This is a genomic window from Martelella sp. NC20, assembly GCF_013459645.1.
Taxonomy (GTDB): Bacteria; Pseudomonadota; Alphaproteobacteria; order Rhizobiales; family Rhizobiaceae; genus Martelella.
In genome coordinates this window covers 3,315,228-3,341,045 of record NZ_CP054861.1, presented here as the reverse complement: position 1 = coordinate 3,341,045, position 25,818 = coordinate 3,315,228, and the positions used below count along the sequence as shown (strand labels likewise).

25 protein-coding genes and 1 CRISPR repeat array are annotated in these 25,818 nt (G+C 61.3%); of the genes, 11 read left to right on the top strand and 14 right to left on the bottom strand.

Annotated elements, in window-relative coordinates; genetic code table 11:
- Positions 1-24: 24 nt before the first annotated feature.
- Positions 25-4,252: direct repeats of the CRISPR family, unit length 28 nt; unit sequence TCTCTCAGCCGCCTATCCGGCGGGGAAC.
- 97 nt (positions 4,253-4,349) lie between these two features.
- From HQ843_RS15880 to HQ843_RS15855, 6 genes are read right to left on the bottom strand one after another with little or no spacing between them, the layout of a single operon-like run.
- Entirely contained in the window at positions 4,350-7,730 is a 3,381-nt protein-coding gene (locus HQ843_RS15880) for an HD domain-containing protein (protein ID WP_371822019.1), read from the bottom strand.
- A complete protein-coding gene (gene cas1f / locus HQ843_RS15875) occupies positions 7,723-8,709 on the bottom strand; it encodes a type I-F CRISPR-associated endonuclease Cas1f (RefSeq protein ID WP_180897410.1) in 987 nt (328 codons plus the stop codon). Before cas1f ends, HQ843_RS15880 begins: the two co-directional genes overlap by 8 nt.
- Positions 8,696-9,346, bottom strand: coding sequence for a hypothetical protein (locus tag HQ843_RS15870; protein WP_180897411.1), 651 nt, complete (start codon positions 9,344-9,346; stop codon positions 8,696-8,698). Before HQ843_RS15870 ends, cas1f begins: the two co-directional genes overlap by 14 nt.
- Positions 9,343-10,434, bottom strand: a complete 1,092-nt coding sequence (gene csy3, locus HQ843_RS15865; RefSeq protein ID WP_180897412.1) for a type I-F CRISPR-associated protein Csy3 — start codon at positions 10,432-10,434, stop codon at positions 9,343-9,345. The genes HQ843_RS15870 and csy3 overlap by 4 nt, the downstream gene beginning before the upstream one ends.
- On the bottom strand, positions 10,427-11,287 hold the full coding sequence (locus HQ843_RS15860) for a hypothetical protein (protein WP_180897413.1): 861 nt from the start codon (positions 11,285-11,287) through the stop codon (positions 10,427-10,429). Before HQ843_RS15860 ends, csy3 begins: the two co-directional genes overlap by 8 nt.
- Positions 11,284-12,444 (bottom strand): hypothetical protein, encoded by a 1,161-nt coding sequence (locus tag HQ843_RS15855; protein WP_180897414.1) that lies wholly within the window; start codon positions 12,442-12,444, stop codon positions 11,284-11,286. The genes HQ843_RS15860 and HQ843_RS15855 overlap by 4 nt, the downstream gene beginning before the upstream one ends.
- 90 nt (positions 12,445-12,534) lie before the next feature.
- On the opposite strand from HQ843_RS15855, the gene HQ843_RS15850 reads away from it, so the two are divergent.
- Positions 12,535-13,362, top strand: a complete 828-nt coding sequence (locus HQ843_RS15850) for a WYL domain-containing protein (RefSeq protein ID WP_180897415.1) — start codon at positions 12,535-12,537, stop codon at positions 13,360-13,362.
- Positions 13,363-13,489: 127 nt separating this feature from the next.
- The gene (locus HQ843_RS30040; protein ID WP_180902168.1) at positions 13,490-13,723 is read left to right on the top strand and encodes a transposase; all 234 of its coding nucleotides are present in this window, start codon (positions 13,490-13,492) and stop codon (positions 13,721-13,723) included.
- Between the two features lie 132 nt (positions 13,724-13,855).
- Here the strand turns inward: HQ843_RS30040 and HQ843_RS15840 are convergent, their stop codons facing one another.
- Positions 13,856-14,575 (bottom strand): GntR family transcriptional regulator, encoded by a 720-nt coding sequence (locus HQ843_RS15840; protein ID WP_180897416.1) that lies wholly within the window; start codon positions 14,573-14,575, stop codon positions 13,856-13,858.
- 137 nt (positions 14,576-14,712) lie between these two features.
- Between HQ843_RS15840 and HQ843_RS15835 the strand changes: the two genes are divergently transcribed.
- From HQ843_RS15835 to HQ843_RS15810, 6 genes are read left to right on the top strand one after another with little or no spacing between them, the layout of a single operon-like run.
- Positions 14,713-15,747 carry an ABC transporter substrate-binding protein gene (locus tag HQ843_RS15835; RefSeq protein ID WP_180897417.1) on the top strand — a complete coding sequence of 345 codons (1,035 nt, stop codon included), beginning with the start codon at positions 14,713-14,715 and terminating at the stop codon, positions 15,745-15,747.
- On the top strand, positions 15,744-17,183 hold the full coding sequence (hydA, locus tag HQ843_RS15830; protein ID WP_180897418.1) for a dihydropyrimidinase: 1,440 nt from the start codon (positions 15,744-15,746) through the stop codon (positions 17,181-17,183). The genes HQ843_RS15835 and hydA overlap by 4 nt, the downstream gene beginning before the upstream one ends.
- Entirely contained in the window at positions 17,174-17,935 is a 762-nt protein-coding gene (locus HQ843_RS15825; RefSeq protein ID WP_180897419.1) for an SDR family oxidoreductase, read from the top strand. Before hydA ends, HQ843_RS15825 begins: the two co-directional genes overlap by 10 nt.
- A 25-nt stretch (positions 17,936-17,960) precedes the next feature.
- Positions 17,961-18,395 (top strand): GlcG/HbpS family heme-binding protein, encoded by a 435-nt coding sequence (locus HQ843_RS15820; protein ID WP_180897420.1) that lies wholly within the window; start codon positions 17,961-17,963, stop codon positions 18,393-18,395.
- Positions 18,392-19,225, top strand: a complete 834-nt coding sequence (locus HQ843_RS15815; RefSeq protein ID WP_180897421.1) for an ABC transporter ATP-binding protein — start codon at positions 18,392-18,394, stop codon at positions 19,223-19,225. Before HQ843_RS15820 ends, HQ843_RS15815 begins: the two co-directional genes overlap by 4 nt.
- Positions 19,222-20,001 carry an ABC transporter permease gene (locus HQ843_RS15810; protein ID WP_180897422.1) on the top strand — a complete coding sequence of 260 codons (780 nt, stop codon included), beginning with the start codon at positions 19,222-19,224 and terminating at the stop codon, positions 19,999-20,001. The genes HQ843_RS15815 and HQ843_RS15810 overlap by 4 nt, the downstream gene beginning before the upstream one ends.
- Here the strand turns inward: HQ843_RS15810 and HQ843_RS15805 are convergent.
- The 7 genes from HQ843_RS15805 to HQ843_RS15775 all read right to left on the bottom strand — a co-directional run bounded on the left by HQ843_RS15805 (position 19,926) and on the right by HQ843_RS15775 (position 23,684).
- Positions 19,926-20,810, bottom strand: a complete 885-nt coding sequence (locus HQ843_RS15805) for a transcription termination/antitermination NusG family protein (RefSeq protein WP_180897423.1) — start codon at positions 20,808-20,810, stop codon at positions 19,926-19,928. The two genes, HQ843_RS15810 and HQ843_RS15805, sit on opposite strands and share 76 nt — an antisense overlap.
- Positions 20,811-20,818: 8 nt before the next feature.
- The gene (locus HQ843_RS15800; RefSeq protein WP_180897424.1) at positions 20,819-21,553 is read right to left on the bottom strand and encodes a hypothetical protein; all 735 of its coding nucleotides are present in this window, start codon (positions 21,551-21,553) and stop codon (positions 20,819-20,821) included.
- Positions 21,543-22,001 (bottom strand): hypothetical protein, encoded by a 459-nt coding sequence (locus HQ843_RS15795; RefSeq protein WP_180897425.1) that lies wholly within the window; start codon positions 21,999-22,001, stop codon positions 21,543-21,545. Before HQ843_RS15795 ends, HQ843_RS15800 begins: the two co-directional genes overlap by 11 nt.
- Complete coding sequence (locus HQ843_RS15790) at positions 21,976-22,371, bottom strand: hypothetical protein (RefSeq protein ID WP_180897426.1); 396 nt, start codon at positions 22,369-22,371, stop codon at positions 21,976-21,978. Before HQ843_RS15790 ends, HQ843_RS15795 begins: the two co-directional genes overlap by 26 nt.
- Before the next feature lie 343 nt (positions 22,372-22,714).
- Entirely contained in the window at positions 22,715-22,867 is a 153-nt protein-coding gene (locus HQ843_RS15785) for a hypothetical protein (protein WP_180897427.1), read from the bottom strand.
- Between the two features lie 68 nt (positions 22,868-22,935).
- Positions 22,936-23,184, bottom strand: coding sequence for a hypothetical protein (locus HQ843_RS15780; protein ID WP_180897428.1), 249 nt, complete (start codon positions 23,182-23,184; stop codon positions 22,936-22,938).
- Positions 23,181-23,684 (bottom strand): hypothetical protein, encoded by a 504-nt coding sequence (locus tag HQ843_RS15775; RefSeq protein WP_180897429.1) that lies wholly within the window; start codon positions 23,682-23,684, stop codon positions 23,181-23,183. The genes HQ843_RS15780 and HQ843_RS15775 overlap by 4 nt, the downstream gene beginning before the upstream one ends.
- Positions 23,685-24,004: 320 nt before the next feature.
- Between HQ843_RS15775 and HQ843_RS15770 the strand changes: the two genes are divergently transcribed.
- The 3 genes from HQ843_RS15770 (at position 24,005) to HQ843_RS15760 (ending at position 25,777) form a co-directional block, all read left to right on the top strand.
- Positions 24,005-24,190, top strand: coding sequence for a hypothetical protein (locus tag HQ843_RS15770; RefSeq protein WP_180897430.1), 186 nt, complete (start codon positions 24,005-24,007; stop codon positions 24,188-24,190).
- 197 nt (positions 24,191-24,387) lie between these two features.
- The gene (locus HQ843_RS15765) at positions 24,388-25,242 is read left to right on the top strand and encodes a hypothetical protein (protein ID WP_180897431.1); all 855 of its coding nucleotides are present in this window, start codon (positions 24,388-24,390) and stop codon (positions 25,240-25,242) included.
- Positions 25,235-25,777: a hypothetical protein gene (locus HQ843_RS15760; protein ID WP_180897432.1), complete on the top strand. Its 543-nt coding sequence runs from the start codon at positions 25,235-25,237 to the stop codon at positions 25,775-25,777. The genes HQ843_RS15765 and HQ843_RS15760 overlap by 8 nt, the downstream gene beginning before the upstream one ends.
- Positions 25,778-25,818: the final 41 nt, after the last annotated feature.

Here is a 25,818-nt window from a genome sequence, read left to right as displayed (position 1 = left end):
AGCCATGGAAATCCCTCAGAACAATCTCTCAGCCGCCTATCCGGCGGGGAACACTGTCGTGACGGACAGCGCATCTATCAGCCATCTCTCAGCCGCCTATCCGGCGGGGAACTGCCGGGATCGTCTATTTACGCCGGGTCTGATTCTCTCAGCCGCCTATCCGGCGGGGAACATCATGGTAGCCTCACTTTCTGGTTCCCCGGTTCTCTCAGCCGCCTATCCGGCGGGGAACGTTAACGGCATCAGAACCACGGCGCTGCCCGGTCTCTCAGCCGCCTATCCGGCGGGGAACCGTCTGAGGTCTCTGGTGCTGTATCAACAGCGTCTCTCAGCCGCCTATCCGGCGGGGAACTTCTATCGCCCGGACGGCCTGCCGGACAGCATTCTCTCAGCCGCCTATCCGGCGGGGAACGTTAACGGCATCAGAACCACGGCGCTGCCCGGTCTCTCAGCCGCCTATCCGGCGGGGAACCGTCTGAGGTCTCTGGTGCTGTATCAACAGCGTCTCTCAGCCGCCTATCCGGCGGGGAACTTCTATCGCCCGGACGGCCTGCCGGACAGCATTCTCTCAGCCGCCTATCCGGCGGGGAACTCTCATCGCGGGTATACTACGCTTCCGTCCGCTCTCTCAGCCGCCTATCCGGCGGGGAACAAAAGCCGATTACCAAAGACCCCCGGATGAGTTCTCTCAGCCGCCTATCCGGCGGGGAACGCCACAGGCTGGACTAGTAGCGGCTCCCCAGCTCTCTCAGCCGCCTATCCGGCGGGGAACCATCTGAAATGCAAAGCCTTGCCGCTGCATCATCTCTCAGCCGCCTATCCGGCGGGGAACCAGTCCCTACCCGGGTTTCAAAGCCTATCCGGTCTCTCAGCCGCCTATCCGGCGGGGAACATGCATCAGTCGGCATACTGGCTCGACAAGCTTCTCTCAGCCGCCTATCCGGCGGGGAACGACACGGCGTCTGCGGAAGTCTCTTTTGATGTTCTCTCAGCCGCCTATCCGGCGGGGAACGCCGCCGTCCAGTCGATCCGTCCGGAATACCCTCTCTCAGCCGCCTATCCGGCGGGGAACTTCAAGTCCTACCCAGGGCAGGTTATGCATCATCTCTCAGCCGCCTATCCGGCGGGGAACGCACCGCGCTTCTCGGCAGCCGTGTCCATGTTTCTCTCAGCCGCCTATCCGGCGGGGAACAAATAACCGCTTTCGTTCGACATTGCGATTTTTCTCTCAGCCGCCTATCCGGCGGGGAACGCAACGCCGGCCCAGGCGCATGCCTTCATCGATCTCTCAGCCGCCTATCCGGCGGGGAACATCCTTCCTCGAGCGCGTGTCGGAATATTCAATCTCTCAGCCGCCTATCCGGCGGGGAACGGTTTTCGCTAAACGAGATGACAACCTTCAAATCTCTCAGCCGCCTATCCGGCGGGGAACGCCATGCTTGCAGCGCTCAAAGAGCTTCATGATCTCTCAGCCGCCTATCCGGCGGGGAACATCGCCTCGGCGGCGGATTGCTCTAGCCCAAATCTCTCAGCCGCCTATCCGGCGGGGAACGCGCAAGGCAGTCGCAGCGGCAGTGATCGAAGTCTCTCAGCCGCCTATCCGGCGGGGAACCCGTATCAGGATGCAATGGCCGGTATCGTCAATCTCTCAGCCGCCTATCCGGCGGGGAACGATGAAATCTTGCCGGAGCAGTCATGCTTGATTCTCTCAGCCGCCTATCCGGCGGGGAACGGTTTTCGCTAAACGAGATGACAACCTTCAAATCTCTCAGCCGCCTATCCGGCGGGGAACGCCATGCTTGCAGCGCTCAAAGAGCTTCATGATCTCTCAGCCGCCTATCCGGCGGGGAACGCGCAAGGCAGTCGCAGCGGCAGTGATCGAAGTCTCTCAGCCGCCTATCCGGCGGGGAACCCGTATCAGGATGCAATGGCCGGTATCGTCAATCTCTCAGCCGCCTATCCGGCGGGGAACGGTCGCCTCAATCCCGTAACCCACTTTCGTAATCTCTCAGCCGCCTATCCGGCGGGGAACGTCTGTCGCGAAAACAATCGCTCGTTTTCCATTCTCTCAGCCGCCTATCCGGCGGGGAACCTTTGCCGTCCTGTTTGGCTGGCCTCTGTAATTCTCTCAGCCGCCTATCCGGCGGGGAACATCGGCGCGCCGGATCCAGACCGCATCTACCATCTCTCAGCCGCCTATCCGGCGGGGAACTCTGGACCTGCCCGACCGCGTTTCGCAAACAGTCTCTCAGCCGCCTATCCGGCGGGGAACGATTACGCATCGAGAGTTACAGAAACAATCCGTCTCTCAGCCGCCTATCCGGCGGGGAACAATACGACCTCGCCGCCACCAAGAGAATTATCTCTCTCAGCCGCCTATCCGGCGGGGAACCCTCTGAATTTAACCCTACCGGTCGCGCCATCTCTCTCAGCCGCCTATCCGGCGGGGAACACATTGTCGCGCCGAATGTCAGCGTCCCGCCATCTCTCAGCCGCCTATCCGGCGGGGAACGAGAATGCCCTGCGCGCCGCCAACGTCTACCTTCTCTCAGCCGCCTATCCGGCGGGGAACGCCGCACTGTCGCCGGCGTGAAGGTCCATGCCTCTCTCAGCCGCCTATCCGGCGGGGAACCCAGACCGGGCGATATGCTGCAGCTCTACACTTCTCTCAGCCGCCTATCCGGCGGGGAACAGGCCGGACGGAAGTGCCAGACCATCCGAAAATCTCTCAGCCGCCTATCCGGCGGGGAACATGCGGATCAGCTCCTTGCGGAAATCGGCAGATCTCTCAGCCGCCTATCCGGCGGGGAACAGCGTGATGCCGTCCTCGTCGATCCTGCAATATCTCTCAGCCGCCTATCCGGCGGGGAACGGAACATCCAGCGGGCAGTATTTCCGTGTCGATCTCTCAGCCGCCTATCCGGCGGGGAACGCGTTCAGAATCGAAGGGATCGCGGTCGACGCTCTCACAGCCGCCTATCCGGCGGGGAACATAAAAACATACATCTCACAAGCGACGGGACATCTCTCAGCCGCCTATCCGGCGGGGAACACCGATCCAGCCGACCGGCCGGAGACGGCAAATCTCTCAGCCGCCTATCCGGCGGGGAACCGACCGATGTCAATATTGCCGGATTGATACAATCTCTCAGCCGCCTATCCGGCGGGGAACGACTTGAGTGCCTTACGTTCCTCCGGCGTAAATCTCTCAGCCGCCTATCCGGCGGGGAACGGAAGGCAGCCGAAATCAAAAGGGCCATTCTTTCTCTCAGCCGCCTATCCGGCGGGGAACAGTTCGAGCGCGGCGCGGGAGAATTGTTCGGGTCTCTCAGCCGCCTATCCGGCGGGGAACTTTCGGGCGTGGCGCAGGACAGATCTGGACAGTCTCTCAGCCGCCTATCCGGCGGGGAACACCTGATCCGGTTTTGCAGCTTCCGCGATTATTCTCTCAGCCGCCTATCCGGCGGGGAACGCTCTGCATGCTCCGACAATTCGCGCCGGCATTCTCTCAGCCGCCTATCCGGCGGGGAACTGTCGATTGTCCTTTTGAAAGAAGACGCTAGCTCTCTCAGCCGCCTATCCGGCGGGGAACCTTCGCCGCATACCAGCCGGGATATCGTGATCTCTCTCAGCCGCCTATCCGGCGGGGAACACCTGGATAAGGCCGGTCAGGGCAATGCCACCTCTCTCAGCCGCCTATCCGGCGGGGAACGCATTGATCTGCTTCTCCAGTGCTTCGATCTTTCTCTCAGCCGCCTATCCGGCGGGGAACGGCCGATGCAGCGCGACTGCATCGCCGTCTACTCTCTCAGCCGCCTATCCGGCGGGGAACATCAACGTGTAGATGATGACCCTGCGTCGAATTCTCTCAGCCGCCTATCCGGCGGGGAACGCGTTTCGCGCCAGCCCGAACGAGACCGTGTCTCTCTCAGCCGCCTATCCGGCGGGGAACGATCTTGGCTTCGGAAGCCTTCAGGTTTCCGATCTCTCAGCCGCCTATCCGGCGGGGAACATGAATACCATCCGCGCGGCTTGCTGTTCTCTTCTCTCAGCCGCCTATCCGGCGGGGAACGTGGATGTCGCGGCCACCGCGCCGGCCAATGCTCTCTCAGCCGCCTATCCGGCGGGGAACAGACGCGGAAAGTAGTGTCGACTGGTCCCGGTTCTCTCAGCCGCCTATCCGGCGGGGAACTATGGCGCGCGTCCTTTGTCTACACTTTGCAGTCTCTCAGCCGCCTATCCGGCGGGGAACTCTCTTTTTTTATGAAAGAAAAGAGTTTTCAAAACGTTAGCTGTTTATCTTCAGGCAAACCATCTTTCCATGATGAAATTTCAAACTATTGATTTCATTATGCTTTCCCAAAGGCCTTAAAAAGATCCTCCGGCGTTCCCCGGGTGAACCCTGTAAACTCAGTATAGGTCATCACCGTTTTCAGATCATCGCCGTAGGTCGGAATGCTGACCTTGATCAGATTTCGGATATCCGCACCGTCCATCTCTGACAGACCGCCTGAAAGCTCAAGCCAGCCTCGCATTGTCATATCCTCGAACAGACGACAGACGACAGGGAGATCGCAGATATGAAGCGTATCAGCCACCCGTAGCCGCGACTCGCTGGTCCCGGGAGCAAGATCGAGATGCCAGACCGCATCTTCCAGATGATCTCCGTTCATCACAAACAGCATTTCGCGGGTTTCGGACCGGCGAAACCTGCGCGTCTGGGTCATTTTCAGGTTCAAACGGGCGTTCAGGCGCGACAGATAGCTCCCGAGCGGCGACCGTTCGTCTGTCGAGATCATCTGTCGGCGCAGCCATGCTTCCGCCTCACGAAGCGGAAAAACAATATCGTCCGAAAGCAGGGGTTCAGCGGTGATGATGCTGAAATCAGCCTGGCCGGCAAGATCGATGAAATGCCGGCCCTCGAAATTCTTGAGATGCTCGACCCGCGAAACAAGCGTTTCCGTGGCAGAAGGGGTTTCCACCCCGGGCTTAGAGAGTTCACCGCTCTGCATCGCAACCGGGCTGCGCCCCAGGATCAGAATATTGGGACGATCCCCCGTCGCAGGGCGGTGGCGTCGTACACGACCGGCCGACTGAATGATCGATCGGGTCGAGATCGGATCTATGAGCGCCCAGTCGAAATCCACATCATTCCCGGTCTCGATAACGGGTGTCGCAACGACGACAATCTCGATTTCCCGCGCGCCGATATCCGAGGCTCTTTCGAAAACCCCTTCGGTGCGACACAGATCGCGTACACCCGTGTCGGGGTCTGTGCCTTTACGTGTCAGGGCGCGTTTCAGGCGGGCTTCGATATAGCCCCGGTGAAGACGGGGCAGTTGGGAATGCAGGCAGACCAGAACCCGAAGCCGCCCCCCGAGATTTCCTGATCGTATCTGAACGGCCAAAGCAGCGCTATGGGCTATGCGGGTCATCCGGACCAGACCGAAGGAGACCCGAAATCCGTCGATTTCAACCGCATTGAGGTCATGCAGTCGGGAACAGCCATGGTCGATTTGTTCGACCAGTTCCTCCCATCCGCTACAGTGCGGAAGAATTTCGCCGCGGCGCAGCGCGGGCGCTGTGCGAATTCCGTCAAGAATCGACGCACGGCAGCGCGCGAGAATATCCGCAAGGGCCTCATCATCCGCGTTGGTGAAGATGGAATCCGTGGTATCCCCGCACAGAAGAAGGTTGACATGGTCAGCTGTCCCGCTCGCACGGGCGTGATCCGCCCAGCCACGGCTATAGGCCTGATGCAGGGCCTCGGCGATATCCGGGGTCAGGGTGGCGGACATGATGATCACCCGCCGCCCTGTGGCCCCAGCCTGAAACACCAGACGGGCGATCGCGGCCAGATCCTCGCCGTCAAACTGGTCGATCTCGTCGAGGATCAGATCCGAGGTCATCACGCGAAGCGACTGAAGCAGAAACCGGGAACTGACCGGAGCGGCCACCCCCATCAGATGGTCGATCGTGCCCACCATGATCGGGGCCTGAAGAAGGCGTTGACCTGCCTCGGCCCGCTTGTCCATTGCCTCGAGAACAAGATCCAGAAAGGCGGGAAGGCCCCGGTCCGTATCGAGGGAAAGTCCCTTCAGCCAGCGGCCTTCTCGTGGATCTCCCTCCAAAGGAACCGGTCCCTCCACATTCTCGACCCGGAGCCACTCGGGTAGCTTCACCAGGCTTTCAGATCCGTATACGGCTTCATCAGATATCTCCTCACTTGGAGGTTCCCCGAATTCCAGCGGCGGATCACCAACCAGCACCGAGATATCCTCGGGCGCAAAGCCAAGGTCAGCCACATATTCTTTTGCGGATTGCGTCGCGAGGACCCTGAGGCCGAGGCCGAGGCTCATGCGCAGATAGCGGCGTTGCGGGATCGTGTCGCCCATCGCGGCGGCGGCCAGGATCTTCGGCGCCCCGCGGGACTTTCCGGTTCCGGTTCCCGCAAGGATCGCGGCGAAGAAGCCCCCCTCACGTTTCTCGCACATTGCCCGCGCGGCGCGCGCGGCCTGGTTTTGCCAGGCAAAGCGTGATTGGGGAGCGGGTGGCGGAAAGGCGATGTCGGTGGGAAGATCAGATTGATCCAGCGCCGGAAAACGGTCCCGCAGCGCATGCGTCATTTCATGCGCGAACCGCGAATAGCGATATACCCGCTTGACATGCCGGGACAGGCTATCGGCGGGCCCGGTATCTCCTTTCTCGGTCTTGGTGTTGGCCAGGTGGTCCGCAACGGCATTGCTTCGGGCGCTCTTTGCGGATCCCAAGTGATCCGCGAACATCAGCGAGGCGCGCAGCGCGATGTCCCCGCTTGCCGGCTGATCACCCGGCTGAAGTCGCTCAGCCTCCGCGCGGATCGCCGCCCCCCACCACGCTTCATGCCAAAAGGGGATGCCGGGAGCGATCGCGAGGTCCTGATCGCGGTTCAGGGGGCTTTCAGCCCGCACGTGGCGTTCCCCGAGAATGGTGACATGGTCACTGTCTGCGGACGGAAGCCGGTGGTGGGTGAGGATCAGCATCCCGATCAGATGGGAAAGACTGCCCTCCCTCTGAATGAATCGGAAGCCAAACGCGTCTTTGGGATGGGCGTGAGCCAGCTTGAGTAACTCGCGAACGCGCTGGCAAGATTTGTCGATCGCCGCCGGTTGCATATCCGCCAGGGCGTCGGCAAGATCGGCATCAGGAGTTTCTCCAAAAAGGTCGTCCCAGACCGCCGCGGAAAAGAGTTCATGGCGGACCGCATCCGCCTCGGGCCGCCCGCCCTTCAGGGCGCGGCGCAACTTGTTCTGCTCGGGCTGCCCGCCCTTCAGGGCACGGCGCAACTTGTTCTGAAAAAGAACCGTCGCCTTCCCCAGGTCATGAAAGAGCGCCGCGATCGCTACCGATGCGGCGCCGGACCGCGTGGCGTCCCGGACGGAAGCGCCCCGTCTGAAATCTGCGGGGTGAGAGGAAACCGGAACCACGCCCTCATCCGAAAATGCGTGTCGTGCGCCGATCCTGATGATCGGCTTCCTACTTTCGGATGCGCTGCGGATCTCGTGCAGCACGACGGCGGTATTGCGGGTCGCGCGCTTGCGGAGTTCCTTGGCGACCCGGTCCAGGCAGGCATTGGTAGCCTTGCCACGCCATGTCCGGTCCCCGATCCGCCAGAAATACCGATCCAGAACGCGGGCAACACGATCGCGGGACTGTTTCTCGGATCGGCATACCGCAATGATCTCACGCATCGACCGCCCCCGGGCCGGGTGTCGCCGCGGCGATCATTCTCTCAACTGTCCCGATCGCTTCCTTAAGGATTTCCCGATCATCAAAGGCGTTGATCAACCGACCACGGAAGGTCTTTTCGGCTTCCTTTGCATCTTTCTCTTTTGCTAAGGAGAAGGCAATTGGCAAAACCATTGCGTCCTTGAAGCTGTCAGCCAAATCGAAAACCAATCCACCGGCGCGCGTTTTTCCATGGAAGACCGACATATGCGGGGGAATGCCGAGAGCCCAAAGGGCTGCCCCGGCCATGCCATAACAAAGGTAATTCCCGTGATCGATCAGACGGTTGACCAGTCTGACCGGGTCCGGGTTAGTTTCATCCGGCTCGCCGACGCCGGCCTCGCGACGGAAGGTGTGCCCCTTTGAAAGACCAGAAATTCCGGAAAATTCCGCATAGCAGGCCTTGGAAAATTGCCCCTCAAACCCGAGCAGTTGGGTTATATCTTCGCAGGTATCCAGACTGGTCTCGTATCTCGAGCAAAGCTTGTTCAGGGCACCGGTTTCGCGGGCCCGAAGCCATTTCTGCGCACCGGTCCCGCCGATACGACGCATGCGCGTCGTCCGGTCACGCATCACTGCCTTGGCGGCGAGAAGGGACTTGGCGGGTTCAAGGTAGATCGGGAGCATTTCCCTGAAATGCCGGGTTGAACTGTAGGTGGTGAGGCCACCCATATGCAGCGGCGTTCCTCCGCTCCCGGTCACCGCCAGATGCACCCCCTCCTCCCCTAGCAACCGCATGGCGCTCTGAGAGATCGACGTTCCCTGGCCGATAAACAGCACCGCAAGGTTCACATGCGGGATATTGTATTCCCGACGATGTTCGTCATCTGTGATATGATAGACGATCCGGTCGCCCTCTACATGGATGCGGGCGCGCTCAAGATAGAGCGCGCCCTCCCTATCGGTAACTAGCAGGCGCGGGCCGCCCTTATGCTGCATCATCCGCCTCACGCGCCAGTTCAGGAAACACCGGAAGAATTGCCGGTGCGGACGCAGCCGAGAGACCATAGGTCGAGACCATCAGTGGAGCATCTTGGAACTCTCCGATGATCTGCCGGACATGCAAAACAGTATCCCCCTGCTTCACGACGAGGGCCTTGAGGTCATGATCGCGGGACTTGACCGTTTTCCCGAGAGGCCTTCCACGCCGCGCGGCACGGGCCTCGCTACGCCGGATCCACCCCGGAGTATGCTTCTCGCAGGCTCGATCACGGACATAGGCCGCGCCGGTCATACCCGGTTGCGTGAAGACCTCGCCGATCTCTGCAGCTTCGATCATTCCGCGACGCTTCAATGTGATGAAGCCCTCCAACCCCATAAAGGCATCCAGGGAGGTTTCCGATCCGATCAGCTCGAGGTCATTGCCGGGAAGCATGGTTATCCGTCCCATCGCCATAAGCGGAAAGGCGACAGCGATGAAATCTTCCGGCGATCCGTGACGGTTTGCGTGATGCACCGCCCCGAGAGCAGCACTCCGGACATCGCCAGCCGCGCCCAGTTCGATTGCCGCCCGCACAGGACGGATCAGAAGGCGAGCAGTGCCGAGGCAGCGTCCTTGTCCAATATTCAAGTCACTCATCCGTTCGCCTCCGCTTTCTTGCCGCTGGCACCGAAAACGCCGCCCCGGATCAGGTTGGCCATGACGAAATGGGCATCTCCGGAAATTTCATCTGGGCCGTTTGCTGTCTCAATCCCGGTGATGAGCGCCTCTGCCTTTGCGCGAAGATGGTAGAAGCTCTTCTTGGTTTCAGGCTTGCGGAGAACATTGCCTGTTTCCTGAACTCCGCCAAAGGGATTGACCGCGATCGGACCTTCATGTTCCTCACTGCCATGCCAGATATCGATATGACGCAGCGCAGCGCCGATTTTCTGGGAATGCATCGAGGCCTGCATCAGCTCACGGCCGGCATACAAGGTCGGGAGTTTAGCAAGGACCCGACTCGGTTTTTCGTCCTTATTGCTTTCGCGGACGTACTCTTGCGAGGGAAAAATCTCCTGCCCGGGCTCCATCGTCGCGTGCCATTCGACCATTAGGACAAAGGCATTCTGGTCTCCGTTTGACAATCCGTGCGCAACGCCCGTGATCAGTTCGTCGAGTCTTTCCGGTTCACCCTCGGTCAAGGCTGCGGCCAGTTCATCGAAAGATGCAGGGATATCCAGACTCAGCAGGAACGGGTCGAAGACCAGTACGGTCCCGTCACCGGTTTCGACCCGGACCGACATTGCATCTGACTGGAAACGGTTGCGCCATGCGAAACGGGCATTCGCGATGTTCCACAGATAGAGAAGCGCAAGCGTCCGATAACCGCCGGCAGTGCGGTAGGCGGAGGCCAAGCGTTCGTAGGCCGCGCCGACGCCTGTGTTATTGCAGGCATGTGGGCGCAACGACAGCGGCATGAACCGAACAGAAAAGGACAGAAGCACCCGGTCGTGCCTCTGCGGGACAATCGCATATTCAACTGATTGAGGGTTACTGAGGCCGGCTTTGTCTTTGGCGTTATCCTGAGAGGTCTGGCCACGCACTCCTTTTTCAAGGACCTCGACCGGGGTCAACGTCTCGGGATTGCCCGAGACCGTTGCATAAAACAGGCCTTCGGTGATCTGAACTGAGCGGGCGAAGGCGAGCATGCCTGTCTCAAGCGACAGGGCAGTTGGGGACTTAGCCATGGGTGGTAACCTCCTTGGGCTGCGCGGCATTGGATGGGGTGGGGTGATAATCCGGGTGACCGAGAACAAGATTTCCCCGCGCCTCCCAGGACCAGAACAGGGCGTCCAGGCCGGACATTGTCAGGCCTGTCAAGCGGGCGTTCCGGACAGAAATCAGTTCGGCAATACCGAGTACCGGTTCCGCATAAACATGTGGGATGTCCTTGCTCCGGGTACGGATCCGCTGCGGGACCGTTTCCGGATCTTCGAGCAGGCGGTAACCCACCGCTGAAGGTATGACCCGGCCGAAACCCGGCGGGCGATCCGCAGGGAAAAGAAGCTCCGCGATCCGCGCAAGGCCGGGTTGCTCCGGTGTCAGATCCCCTGAGGTGATGAAGCGTCGCTCCGCAATCTCGGGCCTGATCATCGCATATCCGCGGCGCAGGCTTTCGAAGGCCGAGCCGTCCGGGGTGACGGAATGAACCTCGATTTTTTCGTTCTGTATCAGCCCTCCGGCGATCCGGCGGCCGGCCAGTTGAGCGCGCAGCTTGCTCTCGCTCTCGCATCCGGGCAGGTGGAGGAGCAGGGAAACCTCGACGGTTCCGGTCAGGTCCTCCATCGTCTCGACGGGCTCGAAACTGCCTGACTTGTTTTCCATTTCTGGTTTTGTCCGTCCCTCCGAGACATCAACCCGATGCAAGACCGGAATGACCCGGGCACTCCAGGGGGTAAGCTCCAGGCGCCTGGCCAGAAGATCCCCAAGGCCAAGAAACGACAGCGGGCTAGGCAGGCCGGCCGCATAATCGTTCATGATGAGGTTGACGCGGCTGGCCCTGATATTCCTGATCAAGTAGAGGTCATGAATATGGGTCATGCGTGGACCTCCTCCGCGAGCCGGCTCTTGCGAAGCCGGTCCTCGAAATGCGGACTGGTCAGAGCCATGCGGGCCCGGTCATAGTTAGGGTCCTTGCCCCAGTAACGCCTGATCAACAACTCCGGAATCGCCGGTGGTTCGGGAAGTTGCTCACGGACAATTCCGTCTTCATCGGCACGTCTTCTCGCATCTGCAAGTGTGTCGAGCAGGAACTCCGCAGCATCCCCGATCAGCCTGTCTGCAGTGCGGTCAAGAGCTGCACGGGTGTTCGCATTGTTGTAGGTCGCGTCGAGCATATCCGCGTAGCGCAGAACCCAAACCGAAACCTCCTGATCGTGCCACCGGGGGAAGCGGCCGCCGTGAACATATCGATAGAGTTCCGCCTCGCTCTGGTGCATGGCGGCGGGCATCGTCGCCAGAAACCGAACCCGTGGGCCGCCGATAGCCCCGGAGATGTTCTGCGGTTTTGAACTGACTGCCAGGTCAATCCATTTCCCCCGATTGATCCGTGGACCTTCCGGATCTCTCTTCTGGAACCGGCGCCTGCCCAATTCCCTCATGCCGGTGAATGTCAGAGCGGGCGATACAGGCGTAACCTGCAAATCTCCACCGCCCGGACGCGGGATGAAGATGATGGGGAACTCGCCCGCACCGAGCTTAGACGGGCTACTCGGTTCGGAAAGAAGCGATTCTTGCATTGCCAAGAGAACATCTGCTCCAAACACTTCCGCGAATGCCTCCAGCACGGCGTCGGACATATCTGACGGATTCAGGATATGATCGACCACCGACATGGTAGGGTGACCAATCACTTCGAGAGGACGGAAAACCACCTTGCAAAAGGGAATATCCGGAGCATTCACCGATGGAAGAATTGAAGATATTCTATTCGTTCCGGTCTCGTCAAAACGAAGAACAGCATGATCGCCGTCAACGCGCGGGCTGACGAGCTTTATCATATGACTCCCACTCTTCTGGCAGATCCGGAAAGCAATCTCTGCGGAAAATGACTTCTTGAGAAAGCCGAGCATAAGGCGGAACTCTGCGACAAGGCCGTCGGAGTGAAGGGGGCGACCGGTGACCTTAAATGAAAGAACGTCTGATTTCTTGGCTTGAGAAGCCGGTGGGGCATCGGCGTTTTCTTGATTTTTATTCATGGATATATCCCCTTTCTGGTTGCAACCAGCATGATCCCGTGAAAAACTTCCAGCAGGTCCTAAATCTTTCGAAATGAAAGAATATCTATAATGGATAACAAGAAGGACTTATTCTTTGGCTGGATTGAAGCTTGCCTTCGTTATGCAGGTGAATTCGGCGCTGCAGAAAAAATGGTCTACGGCGAGGTGTTCGGTCTGTCCGAGCCGACCGTTTCGCGTCATCAGAGCGAGTTTGCCAGGGTTTTCGAGGAACAGGTCGGCGAGGCCTTCGTTCGTGACACAAATAACCGGGTTATCGGAGGCCGCCTGGTGCTGTCTGAAATGGCGGCGCTCCCGGAAACGCCTGTGTTTACTAGAATGCCGGCAATCGAGCTTTGGCTAAGGGACAATCTCGGAGGCTCGGGTTATTTTGAAGTGGAGATCGGGCGGCGAAGCCCCGAAGCCTGGTTAATGAGGATGGTGACAAGGTCCATCCGCTCCCGAAAACCATTGAGCATCACCTATCATTCTCGACGCAGTGTTGGCACAAGAATTGTATCCCCGCACGCCATTGTGCGTATAGCGGGGCGTATGCATATCCGCGCATATGACCATTCGAAAAACGAGCATCGCGACTTCGTCTTGTCCAGAATTACCGATGCGACCCTGAGCGTCGAAGGAACACCGTTCATCGGAGCAGAAGAGGACAAAAACTGGAATTGTTTCCAAACAATACTGATCGAAGACCTAAGCAACGGCAATGACCCCACTGCTAGGCTAGGCATTCGTTCCGATTTTGGGCTGAATGCTGAAGGGCAGCGAAACATGCGAGTTCGCGAGCCATTGGTTCAATATTTGATCGACAACATGAATCCCGGGTATTCGCCTCCTGTGCGGGTATCAATGGTAACTCGATTGCAGCGAGAAAATGAATCTTAACCAGCATGAAAGTGATCTTTGAAGGCAGGCACTCAGTGCACGGGATTGTGTGGTCAGGTAGCAATGCCACTCGACTTCGCCCTCACAGTCCGACGACATCATATAGCTTCTCGGCAAAAGCCTTGTCATTCGACAGCTTGAAGCTGCCCCAAGCCGAGAACCGGCACCCGCCAAGGCTCGGCTCGTTAAACAGCCCCGAATCGAGATCGTCGCACCAGACCGCGGTGGCGGATATGCGCAGGCTGCCGCACAAGCCCTGCCACACGCCGATCAGGTTGCCGACCGTTGGCATCTGTTGGAGAACGCCACCACGCCTTTCCGGGCGCCGTTGGCAAATCGATGTGACAGATCCGCATGGTGATTGACACAGCAACCGTCAACCCGAAGCTCCTGACTGCCGCCGAGCGTTTGCAATACGAGGAGTATGCCTCCAGGTCAGACAGAATGGCGGCAAGTCTGGAAAGTGATTTCGAAGTCGTGTTTCAGAAACCGCTTACCGGCCGAACACGCCCAGCATATCGAAGGCGACCGGGCGGCGGCGGTCGAGGATGAGGGCATCCTGCAGTTCGGCGATGTGCTCTCGCATCAGCGCCACGGCCTCGTCGACCTCGCCCTTAGCGCAATGGTTGATCAGTTCATCATGATGATCATGCCAGCCGGCAAGCCCGATCTGGTTGTCGAACAGATTGACGATCAGGCTGGTGCGCGCCACGAGGAGGTGAACCTGTTCGGCCAGGATCGGATTTCCCGAGAGTTCAGCCATCAAGACGTGGAAGCCGCCTGAAAGGTGGATGGCCTCGCGCATGTGGCCCTGTTCGCGGAGCTTGTGCTCCTGTTCGATATTTTCTTGCAGCCGTTCGATCGCCCTTGGATCGGCCGCGCGCGCCACCGCCTCGGTGGTGCCCGCCTCGATGGCGATGCGCGCGGCAAACACGGCGCGTGCCTCGTCCGCGTCAGGGGCGGCAACGAAGGCACCCCGCTTCGGCAGGAAAATCACAAGCTTCTCCCAGGTCAGTCGCTGAAGCGCCGTGGCAATGGTGCGTCGGCCGACACCCAGCGCCTCGACCAGCGCCAGCTCCGTCAGCTTTGTCCCGGGCAGAAGCCGCTGGTCGACGATGGCCGAGAAAAGGTGCTCATAGGCATCCTCAACCGTCTCCACCCTCGGCCGGTTCCGGTCATTCATCACGCCGACGAGCTTGCCAGGCTGCTTCATTTGTGGACGTCCTCTGCACTCTTTGGTGCACGATATTGTGCACAATTTTGTCCGCATTGTTGTTTTTATTTATGTTTACAGTCTGGCACACCGCTTGCAAGACCATTTCTGTCAAGTCCATCAAAAAGGGGAAACAAATGACAGGACTGAAATTTTCACGCCGGGCCTTCGTCGGAGCCAGTCTCGCGGCACCTTTCATCCTGAAGGCCGGGGGTGCTGCGGCCGAGACCACGGTAAAATTCTCGTTCGCCGCACCGTTTGACGGTTCGAACGCCGCCTTTTTCCTGGCTGAGCAGAATGGCTGGTACAAGGAAGCCGGCCTTTCCTGCCAGTTCGATGCCGGCGGCGGTTCCGGCGAGGCCGTCTCGCGCGTCGGTTCGGGCGTCTATGACGGCGGCATTGCCGACATCAACTCGATGGCGGAATTCAACGCCAAGAATGCGGGTGCCGCGATCCGCGATGTCTACATGGTCTATTTCCGCAGCCCGCTCTGTGTCGGAACGCTGACGAAATCCGGTATCGAAAAGCCTGCGGACCTGCAGGGAAAGACCATCGGCGCGGCAGCTCCGGATGGAGCCTACCGGCTGTTTGGAGCTTATGCCAAATATGCCGAAATCGATCCAGCAACGATCAAATGGAACATGGTCGGTCTTCAACTACGTGAGGCAGTGCTGGCCGGCGGTGATGTCGACGCCATTCTGGGATTCGATTCGACGATGTATTTCGGCCTGATAAAGGCCGGGATCGCGCCTGAAGACATCAAGTTCCTCTATTATTCCGAGGTCGGGCTCGATCTCTATGGCAACGGCTTCATCCTTTCGGATGCCTTCCGTACCGGCAATCCGGAAGCGGCAAAGGCCTTTGTCGAGGCAAGTGCCCGTGGCTGGCAGGCGGCAGCAGCCGATCCCAAGGCCGCCATCGCCGCGCTCAAGGCCAAGGCGCCGCTGATCAACGCCGATCTGGAGGAGCAGAAGCTTCTCTGGCTGATCAAGAACCAGATGACGACGCCGGAATCGAAAGCCAACGGCCTCGGCGCCGTCGATGACGCACGCCTTGCCAAAAGCATGGAGGCGGTCGCCACGGGATTCGGTCTTCCGGACGTCCCTGCCCCGGCCGATGTCTTCGACCCGTCCTTCCTGCCCGCCGAAAGCGTCAGGAAGCTGCCTGCATGACCTTTGACCTCGTCATCCGTCACGGCACAGTCGCAACCGCGTCGGATGTGTTCAAAGCCGATATCGGCATCCGGGACGAACGTATCGTCGCCATCGCGGATCGTATTCCCGATGGTGACCGGGTGATTGATGCCTCCGGGAAGCTCGTGCTTCCCGGAGGTCTGGATACGCATTGCCATCTCGACCAGCCACAGGTCCCCGGCCTTGCCTCAAAGGGCGCTCGCATGGCTGACGGTTTCCGTTCCGGCAGCATTTCGGCGGCTTTCGGCGGCACGACGACGATCGTTCCGTTCTGCGTCCAGCATCGCGGCCAGTCGCTCACCGCCGCCGTTGCCGACTACCATGCCCGCGCCGAAGGGCAATCCGTGACCGATTATGGCTTTCACCTGATCGTCAGCGATCCGACGCCCGCGGTGCTCGGCCAGGAACTGCCAGCGCTCATCCGGCGCGGCCATACCAGCCTCAAGGTCTATATGACCTATGAGGCGATGCAACTCAGCGACCGCCAGATCCTCGATGTGTTCGAGACGGCGCGGCGGGAAAAGGCGATCGTGCTCATTCACGCCGAAAACCACGAGATCATCGGCTGGCTTGCCGACCGGCTGGAACGGGCCGGTCGCACGAGCCCGGTGGCGCACGCCCATTCGCGGCCCCTGCCGGTCGAGCGCGAGGCGACCCATCGCGCTGTCACCCTTGCCGAGATCGCCGGCGTGCCGCTCGTCATCGTCCATGTCACCGGCGGCGATCCCCTGACCGAGATCCGCCGCGCCCGCGAGCGCGGCCATGTGGTGATCGCCGAAACCTGCCCGCAATATCTTCTACTGACCGAGCAGGACCTCGACATGCCGGACATGCTGGGCGCCAAGGTGATGTGCAGCCCGCCCCCGCGCGACACCGCCGCCCAGGCGGCCCTATGGCAGGGAATTGAGGACGGCACTGTCGATATCTTCAATTCGGATCATGCGCCCTACCGCTTCGATGCCGAGGGCAAGCTGAAGGCCGGTCCGGCTCCTTCGTTCCGCGCCGTGGCCAACGGGATTCCGGGCCTCGAAACACGGATGCCGATCCTGTTCAGCGAAGGCGTGATGAAGGGACGCATCGATCTGTCCCGCTTCGTCGCGCTAACGGCGACCAACAATGCAAAGCTCTATGGCCTCGCGCCCCGCAAGGGCACGATCGCCATCGGCGCCGATGCCGACATCGCCTTGTGGGACCCGGAAAAGCGGGTCACGATCGAGAACGGCATGTTGCATCACAATGTCGACTACACGCCTTTCGAAGGGCTGGAGATTCAAGGCTGGCCGGTCACTGTCCTTTCCCGTGGGGAGGTCATTGTCGACCAAGGACAACTGCTTGCCCGGCCGGGACGCGGATGCTTTCTCACCCAGGAGACCTCGTCCACCTGGAAAACAAGGGAGATCAGATCATGGATCTGAAGATTGCCGGAAAACGCGCGCTGGTTCTTGGCGGCAATCGCGGCATGGGGCTCGCGATCGCGAAGGCACTCGCCGGCGAAGGCGTGAAGCTAGCCATCGCGGCGCGCGATGAGACCGCGCTTGCAGCGGCGGCGGCTGAGATCGGCGGAGCCGAAACTCACGTCGTCGATCTGGCAGAAACCGGAACGCTCCCGGACTTCGCCGAGCGCGTCGGACCGGTCGACATTCTGGTCAACAATACCGGCGGCCCACCCTATGGCAGCGCGATCGGCCGCGACCTCGCCGACTGGGAAGACAGCTTTCGCGCCATGTCACTTTCCGTGATCGGCCTCACCGATCTTTTCCTGCCGGCTATGCGCCAGAGCGGCTGGGGCCGGGTTCTGACCGTCGTCAGCACCGGCGCCGTGCAGCCGATCCCGGTGCTCGGCATTTCCAACACGCTTCGCGCCGGGCTGATCGCGTGGTCGAAATCGCTGGCCCCGGAAGTGGCAAAGGACGGCGTCACCGTCAATGTGCTGATGCCGGGACGGGTCGCGACCGAGCGGGTCGCCATCACCGATGAGGCAACCGCCGCGCGCGAGAGCGTTACCGTCGAGACCGTGCGCGAGCGATCCTTCGCCCAGATTCCCATGGGCCGCTACGGCGCGCCGGAGGAGATCGCCGCCATGGCCGCCTTCCTCTGTTCCTCGCCGGCCTCCTACGTCACCGGCAGCGTCGTCCGCGTCGATGGCGGCTATGTGCGCCATGTCTGAACCATTTTCCGGAGACCTTCCGCCCATGCCTACGCTTCGTTCCGCTCCCCGGCTCACCCATCGCGGCGCGCTCAGCATTCTCGACGCCGCTGTTAATGCGGCAGAGACGCTCGGGATTCCGCAATGCATCGCGATCGTCGACGAGGGCACCAATCTGATCGCCTTCGCCCGCATGGATGGATCGCGCGTGCTTTCGATCGAAAGCGCCACGCGCAAGGCGATGACCGCCGCTTCGACTGGCCTTCCGACCGGCAGCCTGCCGGAGGAAAAGGCACTGCCACTCGCCGAAGCGACATCGGGACGGATGACCAATCTTCCCGGCGGCCTGCCGCTCATTGTCGACGGCATCATCGTCGGCGCGATCGGCGTCGGGTCCGGTACAGGCGATCAGGACGTCGAGATTGCCAAGGCCGGTGTTGCCGCTTTCGAAAAACTGCTCGCTGAGGAGGACGAGCAATGACGATGGCGAGCCACGAACCGGCAACCAGGATCGCCCAGCTGGAGAATGTGCGGGTCCGCTTCGGCAAGGGCGATGATGCCTTCCTGGCGCTCGACCAGACCAACCTGACCGTTCATCCCGGCGATTTCGTCGCCATGGTGGGACCATCCGGCTGCGGCAAGTCGACCATTCTGAAACTGGTGGCGGGCCTGCTGAAGCCGAGCGAAGGCAATGTCTTCGTTGCCGGCCGCGAGGTCGGCGCCGAGAAGATAGGCATCGGCATGGCCTTTCAGAATCCGACCATGCTGCCATGGCTGACGATTCGCGAAAACATCATGCTGCCGCTGAAGATCGTCAAACCCTTCGCCGATACGTTCGGCCGGGACAGGAAAACCGTGTTCCGGGATCGTGCGGAGGCGCTTCTCGTCCGCGTCGGGCTTTCCGGCTTCGGCGATCGCCGGCCCTGGGAGCTTTCCGGCGGCATGCTCCAGCGTGCCAATCTCTGCCGCGCGCTCATCCACGAGCCGGCTTTGCTGATGCTCGATGAACCGTTCGGCGCACTCGACCAGTTCACCCGCGAGGAACTCTGGGCCGTGCTTCAGGACCTCTGGATCGAAACCAGACCGACCGTCTTCTTCGTCACCCACGATCTGCGCGAGGCCGCCTTTCTCGCAAGCCGCATCCTGGTTATGAGCGCCCGGCCCGGCCGGGTGACAGAGGACCGCGCGGTTGGCTTTTCCCGTCCGCGCACGCTCGAAACCACCTTCGAGCCCGCCTTCGCCGAGCTCACCAACGAATTGCGCCGCCTGATCTTCGAGGCTCGCCTGAAACAGCAGGAGGTCACGGCATGAAGCTCTCCCGAACCACCATCGAGCATCTGAAATCGGCAAGCTTCATCGTGCTGCTCTTCGTCTTCTGGCAGGTCGCCTGCGTGGTCTTTGAGGTCAGTCCGATCGTGCTGCCGAAGCCATCGGCAATCATCTCGACCCTGATCGTCAACATGCCGGCGCTGTGGCCGCATATCCTGCAGACCCTGCTGACGACCCTCGTCGGTTTTTTCTTCGGCATGGTGATCGGCGTCGCCCTCGGCGCCATCGTCGGCATGTCGCGCACGGCCTATAACGTCGCCTATCCGCTGCTTGTCGGCTTTTCCTCGATCCCCAAGGTCGCCGTCGTGCCGATCTTCGTGCTCTGGTTCGGCTCCGGCACGCTGCCGGCCGTGCTGACCGCACTCACCACCTGCATCTTTCCGATCGTCGTCAATGTTGCTACCGGGCTCGCCACCACCGAGCCGGAGATGGAGGACGTGCTGAAGGCGCTCGGCGCAACGCGCTACCAGGTCCTGCGCAATGTCAGCCTGCCCAGAACCATGCCCTATTTCTTCGCCTCGCTGAAGGTGGCGGTGACGCTGGCCTTCGTCGGGACGGTGCTGTCGGAAACGGTCGCCGCCAATCGCGGCATCGGCACGGTGATGATGATGGCGACGGCAAGCTTCGACGTTCCCCTCGCCTTCGCCGGCCTGTTCGCCCTCGCCGTCCTCGGCATCCTTCTCTACGCGGTCTTCGCCGTGATCGAGAAGCGCGTCTGCGGCTGGGCCACCCGCAAGCAGGACCTCGCCGTGACCTGAACGCTCATGGCCTGAAATGCCCAACGTGGCCGACAAAAGCTCGGCCGCGACAGGAAAACTATACCCTGAAACCAGCAAGAGGAGAATGACGCATGCCACTCGATCCAGCCAACGGTTATCCGCATACCCCTGAAGGCTACGCCGCGTTCGCCGGTGACCAAAAACGCCAGGCGTTCCAGTATTTCAAAGACATAGATACGGCGATGCGCAGCAACTATGCGGCCAACATTGCCAGTATCGGGGCCAGTATCTATCCGCTCCTCTACGTTGAATCGACCTTCGACGGCGGGCGCTACACGCTGGCGACAGACCGGAACACCCGTTACGTTCATCAAAATGTCGGCGAGATCTACGACATCACCAAGGCGACCTCCCACATTCCCCTCGGCATCTTCTCCATCATTTCGGGTTGCCGTCACATGCTCCTGCCTGAGCAATCCCCTCAGCGCCTTCGCCGTGCTGACGAAGCGGACGAGGACATAACCGGTCATCAGCACCTCGTCCTGCGGCGGCAGCAGCCTGCCGCGACGTCTGCGCCGCTTGCCCTGGCGCATCGGCACCAGAGCCTCGGCTCCGATCGCCTTCAGCGCTGCCTCGGTTGCCTGCTCGTGACCCGGATGAACCGCTGCCACATACCAGCATGCCGTCTCGCTTGCGGTGTTGGCGGCAAGCGCGCCATCTTCGTCCTGCCGGATGCGCCGGATCGTGTCGTCGCGGTGCATCCTGCGCAGACTGCGTTCGCCCAGTTCCGCTTCGAGCCTGTCCCTTGCCGCTGCCCCTGCGTCTGCCGTCATCCCAGTCGTCATCATTGCCACCATCATCGTGCTGCCGCCTCGCCCTGCCGGATCCGCTGTATTTTCCCGAAGAAACCCGTCAGTGCCGCTGCCGGCGTTCCGCCCGGCGGGAAGTAGATCCATTGCGCCCGCCCGGGATCCGGAAGCCACGGAAAGCACCGGGCGTCATGTTCGGCCTGCCAGGCGAGCCACAGATCGCTACCGACACGCACCTGTTCGAAGTCCGCACCGGCAAGCACCGTCTCCGCCGTCACCCGCACCCCCCTGCCCGGATGGTGCAGCGCCTGCTCGTGCATGGCGTTCACCGACGGCCAGCCCATCTTCTGCATCCGCTCGTGCTGGAGTGAGCTGCGGTCCTGCCGGCCTGCGGCAATCTCATGCTCCTGGAACCGCGTCAGCGGCGGCAGCTTCATGGCAGGCTCGCCAAGCCGGATGAAGCGTTCTGCCATCCACGCCTTGCCGAAGGTCGCGGCAATGGCCGGGCCGGTTGCCGGGGCTTCCATGCCGTCCGGCACATCCTGCCAGCGCTTGTCCCTCAGATAGGTGCTGGCGGCAAACTTCACCGCCCTGCCCTTCAGCGCAGCAAGGGTGAGGAAGGCCGGCAGCAGGGTGGAGGCCTTCTCCCGGTCTTCCGTGGTCATCGCCTGCCATTCGGCAAAGGCCCGTTCGTCGCTGTCATCGCCGAAGGTCGACCATTGCCGGTAGAACTTCAGGAAGGACTTTCGCACCGTCCTGCGGTCTTCGCTCTCAGTGGTCATCGCGCTCTCCCGTGGTTGGCATTGCCCGCTTTGCGGCGGCTTGCGCCATCAATGCCCTGGCGGCTGCGACCTTCTCCCGGCGGCGCTGCCGTTCTTCCGGCGAGATGGGTCTCGAAAGCCGCCGGCGCTCTTCGATGCCCTTCAGCCGTTCGCGTTCGATCCGCAGCATCTCCCGGTCATGGCGGGCGGCATCATCGATCAGGGCGGAGAGCTCGGCCGGCTTCGGCAGGAACGAGCGGAAGCGCTCATAGCGGCCAAGCCTGAGGTTTGTGAACACCCGACGCATGGCCGCGACCGGCTTGTCGCGCAGCACGCTGGCATAAAGCTCCGCGGCCATCTCCGGGTCGATGCTGTCGGGCACCGTGAAGCCGCACTGCATCAGCGAGGACAGCATCAGATCCGAGCGATGCTCGCCTGCCGGTTCAAGGGCCGCTTCGTGGGCTGCCATGCGCTGTCCAGTCTGATCTGCCGATGTCGACGTCGACGTCGATGACGTCCGTCTCCCGGTTGCCAATGTCGTCACTGTTGCCATTGTCGTGCCTCATGCGTTTGTCGAGGGATGCCTGCACCCGCCTGTTGTGTTCCCGGATCTGTTCGGAGCGAGATGTGCCTGAAGGCCGTGGCGGCGATCTGGCCTGCGATGGTGGGGACGCGGCCGGCCTGTCGGTCCAGCGGTCCTGGTTGAGCCATGTCGAGAGATTGCACCATGGCCGGTCGTCACGCTTGGCGACGTAGCGCCTCAGCCCGTCCATGATCGTGTCGAGGTCCGCCCGCTGCCTTGCCGACGCCCATGCCTTCAGCGCCGTCTTGCGGGCCACCTTCTGCGGGTAGAGCGGCCAGACATGGGCATCGAACTCCGCCGTCAGCCCGGTGATGTCACCACCGCGTCGACGAGCCCGGGTGCCGACTGTGCCGGCGGCTTCGGTTACTGCCCCGCTCCCGGCGGATGACGGCCTGTCGGTCCCCGGCTCCCGTCCCGGTTCTGCTCCGAGGTCTGGCCCAAGGTCAGGGTTGGGACCGGTATCCGGTTCTGCTGCAAACAGACCCGTCTCCGTCTCGACGGGGGGATTTTTCTTTTGGGCCCCTTTAGGGGCCTTTTCTTTAAGGGGGGAATTTTCCTGTTGGGGGGGGAAGTGTCTTTTTGTGCCGCACCGTAACGCGTTACGTCACGGGAAACAGATCCGGATTGCGGCGGGCAATGCCGGCAACCACCATGCGCGACACGCCCCACGCCTCGGCAATCGCCGTCAGCGCCTTGCCATCCCGGCGCATCGCGGCCATCGCCTCTATCTCCTGACGGTCCCAGTGCTTCACAAGGCCTCTCCTTTCCGTTCGGGATGCCCGCCCGTGACTAAGGGCGGGACACCGGAGCGGAAGGACGATCAGTTCCGGACCGGCTTGATGCCGCCGGCTGCAAACGACTCCAGCCGCCGCCAGTCGGTCGCAGCCTCGATCGCTTCCATGCAGAGTGCGTCCAGTTCCTCCTCGGTGAGGTCGCGCGGCGGGGTCATTGCCGGCGTTTCTGCCTGAGCGGGGCGGCAATCTTCTTCCGGCTGCCATGGCCGGGGCCGGATCTCGCCGGGCATCACCCGGTGCGATGGCGCTTCGGCAAAGGGAAATGCGCCTTTCATCGTCCGTTCCTCCCGCCGGGCACCGAAAGACCGCCGCCGGCAATCGCGCCGATCAGGCAGCGTTTCAGGCGGTCCTCGCTCAATTCCTTGTCGGAGAGTTTCTGCAGGCATTGATGCGCTTCCGCAGGCGTCACATGCCCGTCTGCCAGCGCTTCGAGGATCGTGCTTATCAGTTCGCTTTCACTTGCCTGATCGCCGGCCATGCACTGGATTAGCGACAGCGCCGTCCTGCTGCGCTCATCCGGTTCGCTCAGCCGCCGGCCAGAAGCCGCAGCCATGGCCTCGGTCACCAGCGGCGCGTCGGTATCCTCTTCCAGGATCCGCGCCACCGGGATCGGCATGATGTCGGTATCGTGCTTGCCGTTCCAGCGGCCGACCGAGCTGGTCGAGCGGTTGGTAATCAGCGCAACGCGCTCGATCCCCCCTGCCCTTTTGATCAGGTCGCGCTGGGCGCAGCGGACGGCGAGAATGAACGGATCGATGGAGGGCTCTTCGGCCATGTCTCTCCCTTTCGAAAACAACAAAAGGCCATGCGCGCCGGGGAATACCCGGCGTCGTTTCCCATGGCGGGACGGTGGATCGCGGTTTAGGGTCAGGTCAGTCGGATAAGGCCCCTAGGGCGGGCGAAGCCGGAAGGGGCAGCAGCATGGGCCGGGGGCCGCAGCAGTTGAAAGGGACCAGCGCCGGAGCAGGCACCCACACCCGCTCCGGCGCACCCCGCGCGGACCGGCCAGGAGGAGAAAGCCGGTCACACGCCGCGCGCTGCAACGGACCGGCAAGACAGCCGACCGGAGCGTGCGAAGGGAAAAAGGGAAAGGCCATGCCGCGCGCAGAACATTGCACGGGGGCATGGCGTGACCGGAACAAAGCCGGCAAGGTGTCCGCGATGCCGGTCTGGCAACTGCGGATCTGGGGGAGAGAAATTCAGCATACCGGTCACAAACAGATCGAACGCCGAAGAAACAGCTTCAAAGAAATTGTCGAGGCACCAATTTTTCGCGCGTAACCCGTTGCCTGCGACAGGCACAGGTCTGGGCATAGCCTCTTGGCTCGGATTCATCGTGGGCCTTTGTGCCGGCATAGGCATCACCGCCCTTCTCGCCCTCTCCATCCTCGGAAACTGAGCATCTGCAGCCTCAGCGAAGCATGGGCGTCCGCCCGCGTTTCTCGCTTTCCCCTAAATCAACTTCGGGAGCCAGTACGATGAAGCCAGAGGCAGTCGATGGAATGAGCGCAACCAGCCAAGAGGCGGAGCCTCTGTCAGATCCGCTCGCATGCACCTTCAACGCAAAATGGCTGTGGCCGACGAAGGCCGTGATCGACTATGCCCGTTCGCAGGATCCGGCACGCTTTCCCCTCGATCATATCGGTGTCGAGCCGGCGCCGGAGGGCGGTGTGTTCATCAGTGTCTTCAGCCGTCACGCCATGGCCGTGATCCACGATCCGGACGGCAGGGCATCCGAAGCCGTGACGCTCGACCTTCCCGACGAGGCCTTCGACCTCTGCCGGCCACAGGCCCCGGCCAGGATGTTCTCCTGCGGCTGGGAACATGCCTTCAACCTGCCGGAATGGACACAGGCCGGAGAAGCCCTGTTCCACGAGGCCGGAATGATGATCTTCCCGAAGATGGCACCGCCCAGTTGGCATGCCGATACCGGAGAGGGGGAGGACTTTCTGCCCGCGCTGTTCCAGCAGACTGCATCCGACTGCAAACGCCTGATGCCTGGCCACGATTACCGCATCAGCCGCGGTATTCCCCACGACTGGAGGCGGTTGATCGCAAACTGGATGGCAGGTTCGTTCGGGGCCGACGAGGTCCGCTTCAACCCGCAGATACCGGCTCTGTTCTCCAGCTTCCTCGATCTCATGAGCCCTCACCAGACACTCAGCACAAAGCACTGGCTGCGAAAGACCGGGCCGAATGTGATGACCGTGGCGGGTCATCCGGAGTTCATCGGCTTCTGGATGCCGATGCGGGAGGCAAGGCCAGGCGATGAACCGGCAGAGTTCGAGCACATCCCGGCAAGGTTTCTGAATGAAGTATCCTGCCATGGCTAACCGTCTACCCGCACGCGAGCGGCTGGATGGGTATCGCACGCTCGTTTCCAGAGCAGTCCCGCTGGCTGATATTCTGGCCGATACCGCCGGCATGCATCTTGAGGTCACGGGCCCGGGCGAACCGGAAATCATCTGCTCGCTTCCGGTCACCTGCCCTGCCGACAACCGCGAACTGATCCGAAGGCATATCGAAATCCCCGCCGACCTGATCGGCATGCTGGATGCCGCCGCCAGACGCGATGCTGAACGACAGCGCGAGATCGAGCGGCTGAGACAGGCGCTCGAAGCCAGGGGCGGCAAATCAGCGAAGGACTATGCCGCCGAGTGCGCCATGAAGTGCGCCGAACCGGCCTTCATGCGGTTTCTGATCGAGCGACACGACCTGCCGCATCCGGCGACAGACAAGACGGCCGCAACGCGCGTGCGATCCGTGCTGGCGATCACAAGCCGCAGCCAGTTGAATACAGACTCCGCCGCCGCAGCGCGATGGCGAGGAATTGTGCAGGAATTCGAAAATTGGAGTAGGGGCAAATGACAGATACGATCCAGCCTGAAGACATGATCGATCAGGACACG

Bases quoted from the DNA above. Each gene is read 5' to 3' on its own strand.
- HQ843_RS15860 (WP_180897413.1), bottom strand. From the start codon at position 11,287: ATGACCCATATTCATGACCTCTACTTGATCAGGAATATCAGGGCCAGC.
- csy3 (WP_180897412.1), bottom strand. From the start codon at position 10,434: ATGGCTAAGTCCCCAACTGCCCTGTCGCTTGAGACAGGCATGCTCGCC.
- HQ843_RS15765 (WP_180897431.1), top strand. From the start codon at position 24,388: ATGAAGCCAGAGGCAGTCGATGGAATGAGCGCAACCAGCCAAGAGGCG.
- HQ843_RS15810 (WP_180897422.1), top strand. From the start codon at position 19,222: ATGAAGCTCTCCCGAACCACCATCGAGCATCTGAAATCGGCAAGCTTC.
- HQ843_RS15880 (WP_371822019.1), bottom strand. From the start codon at position 7,730: ATGCGTGAGATCATTGCGGTATGCCGATCCGAGAAACAGTCCCGCGAT.
- HQ843_RS15795 (WP_180897425.1), bottom strand. From the start codon at position 22,001: ATGGCAGCCCACGAAGCGGCCCTTGAACCGGCAGGCGAGCATCGCTCG.
- HQ843_RS15855 (WP_180897414.1), bottom strand. From the start codon at position 12,444: ATGAATAAAAATCAAGAAAACGCCGATGCCCCACCGGCTTCTCAAGCC.
- HQ843_RS15840 (WP_180897416.1), bottom strand. From the start codon at position 14,575: ATGAAGCAGCCTGGCAAGCTCGTCGGCGTGATGAATGACCGGAACCGG.
- HQ843_RS15825 (WP_180897419.1), top strand. From the start codon at position 17,174: ATGGATCTGAAGATTGCCGGAAAACGCGCGCTGGTTCTTGGCGGCAAT.
- HQ843_RS15780 (WP_180897428.1), bottom strand. From the start codon at position 23,184: ATGAAAGGCGCATTTCCCTTTGCCGAAGCGCCATCGCACCGGGTGATG.
- hydA (WP_180897418.1), top strand. From the start codon at position 15,744: ATGACCTTTGACCTCGTCATCCGTCACGGCACAGTCGCAACCGCGTCG.
- HQ843_RS15805 (WP_180897423.1), bottom strand. From the start codon at position 20,810: ATGATGACGACTGGGATGACGGCAGACGCAGGGGCAGCGGCAAGGGAC.
- HQ843_RS15850 (WP_180897415.1), top strand. From the start codon at position 12,535: ATGGATAACAAGAAGGACTTATTCTTTGGCTGGATTGAAGCTTGCCTT.
- HQ843_RS15820 (WP_180897420.1), top strand. From the start codon at position 17,961: ATGCCTACGCTTCGTTCCGCTCCCCGGCTCACCCATCGCGGCGCGCTC.
- HQ843_RS15770 (WP_180897430.1), top strand. From the start codon at position 24,005: ATGCCGCGCGCAGAACATTGCACGGGGGCATGGCGTGACCGGAACAAA.
- HQ843_RS15815 (WP_180897421.1), top strand. From the start codon at position 18,392: ATGACGATGGCGAGCCACGAACCGGCAACCAGGATCGCCCAGCTGGAG.
- HQ843_RS15800 (WP_180897424.1), bottom strand. From the start codon at position 21,553: ATGACCACTGAGAGCGAAGACCGCAGGACGGTGCGAAAGTCCTTCCTG.
- HQ843_RS15775 (WP_180897429.1), bottom strand. From the start codon at position 23,684: ATGGCCGAAGAGCCCTCCATCGATCCGTTCATTCTCGCCGTCCGCTGC.
- cas1f (WP_180897410.1), bottom strand. From the start codon at position 8,709: ATGATGCAGCATAAGGGCGGCCCGCGCCTGCTAGTTACCGATAGGGAG.
- HQ843_RS15760 (WP_180897432.1), top strand. From the start codon at position 25,235: ATGGCTAACCGTCTACCCGCACGCGAGCGGCTGGATGGGTATCGCACG.
- HQ843_RS15835 (WP_180897417.1), top strand. From the start codon at position 14,713: ATGACAGGACTGAAATTTTCACGCCGGGCCTTCGTCGGAGCCAGTCTC.
- HQ843_RS15870 (WP_180897411.1), bottom strand. From the start codon at position 9,346: ATGAGTGACTTGAATATTGGACAAGGACGCTGCCTCGGCACTGCTCGC.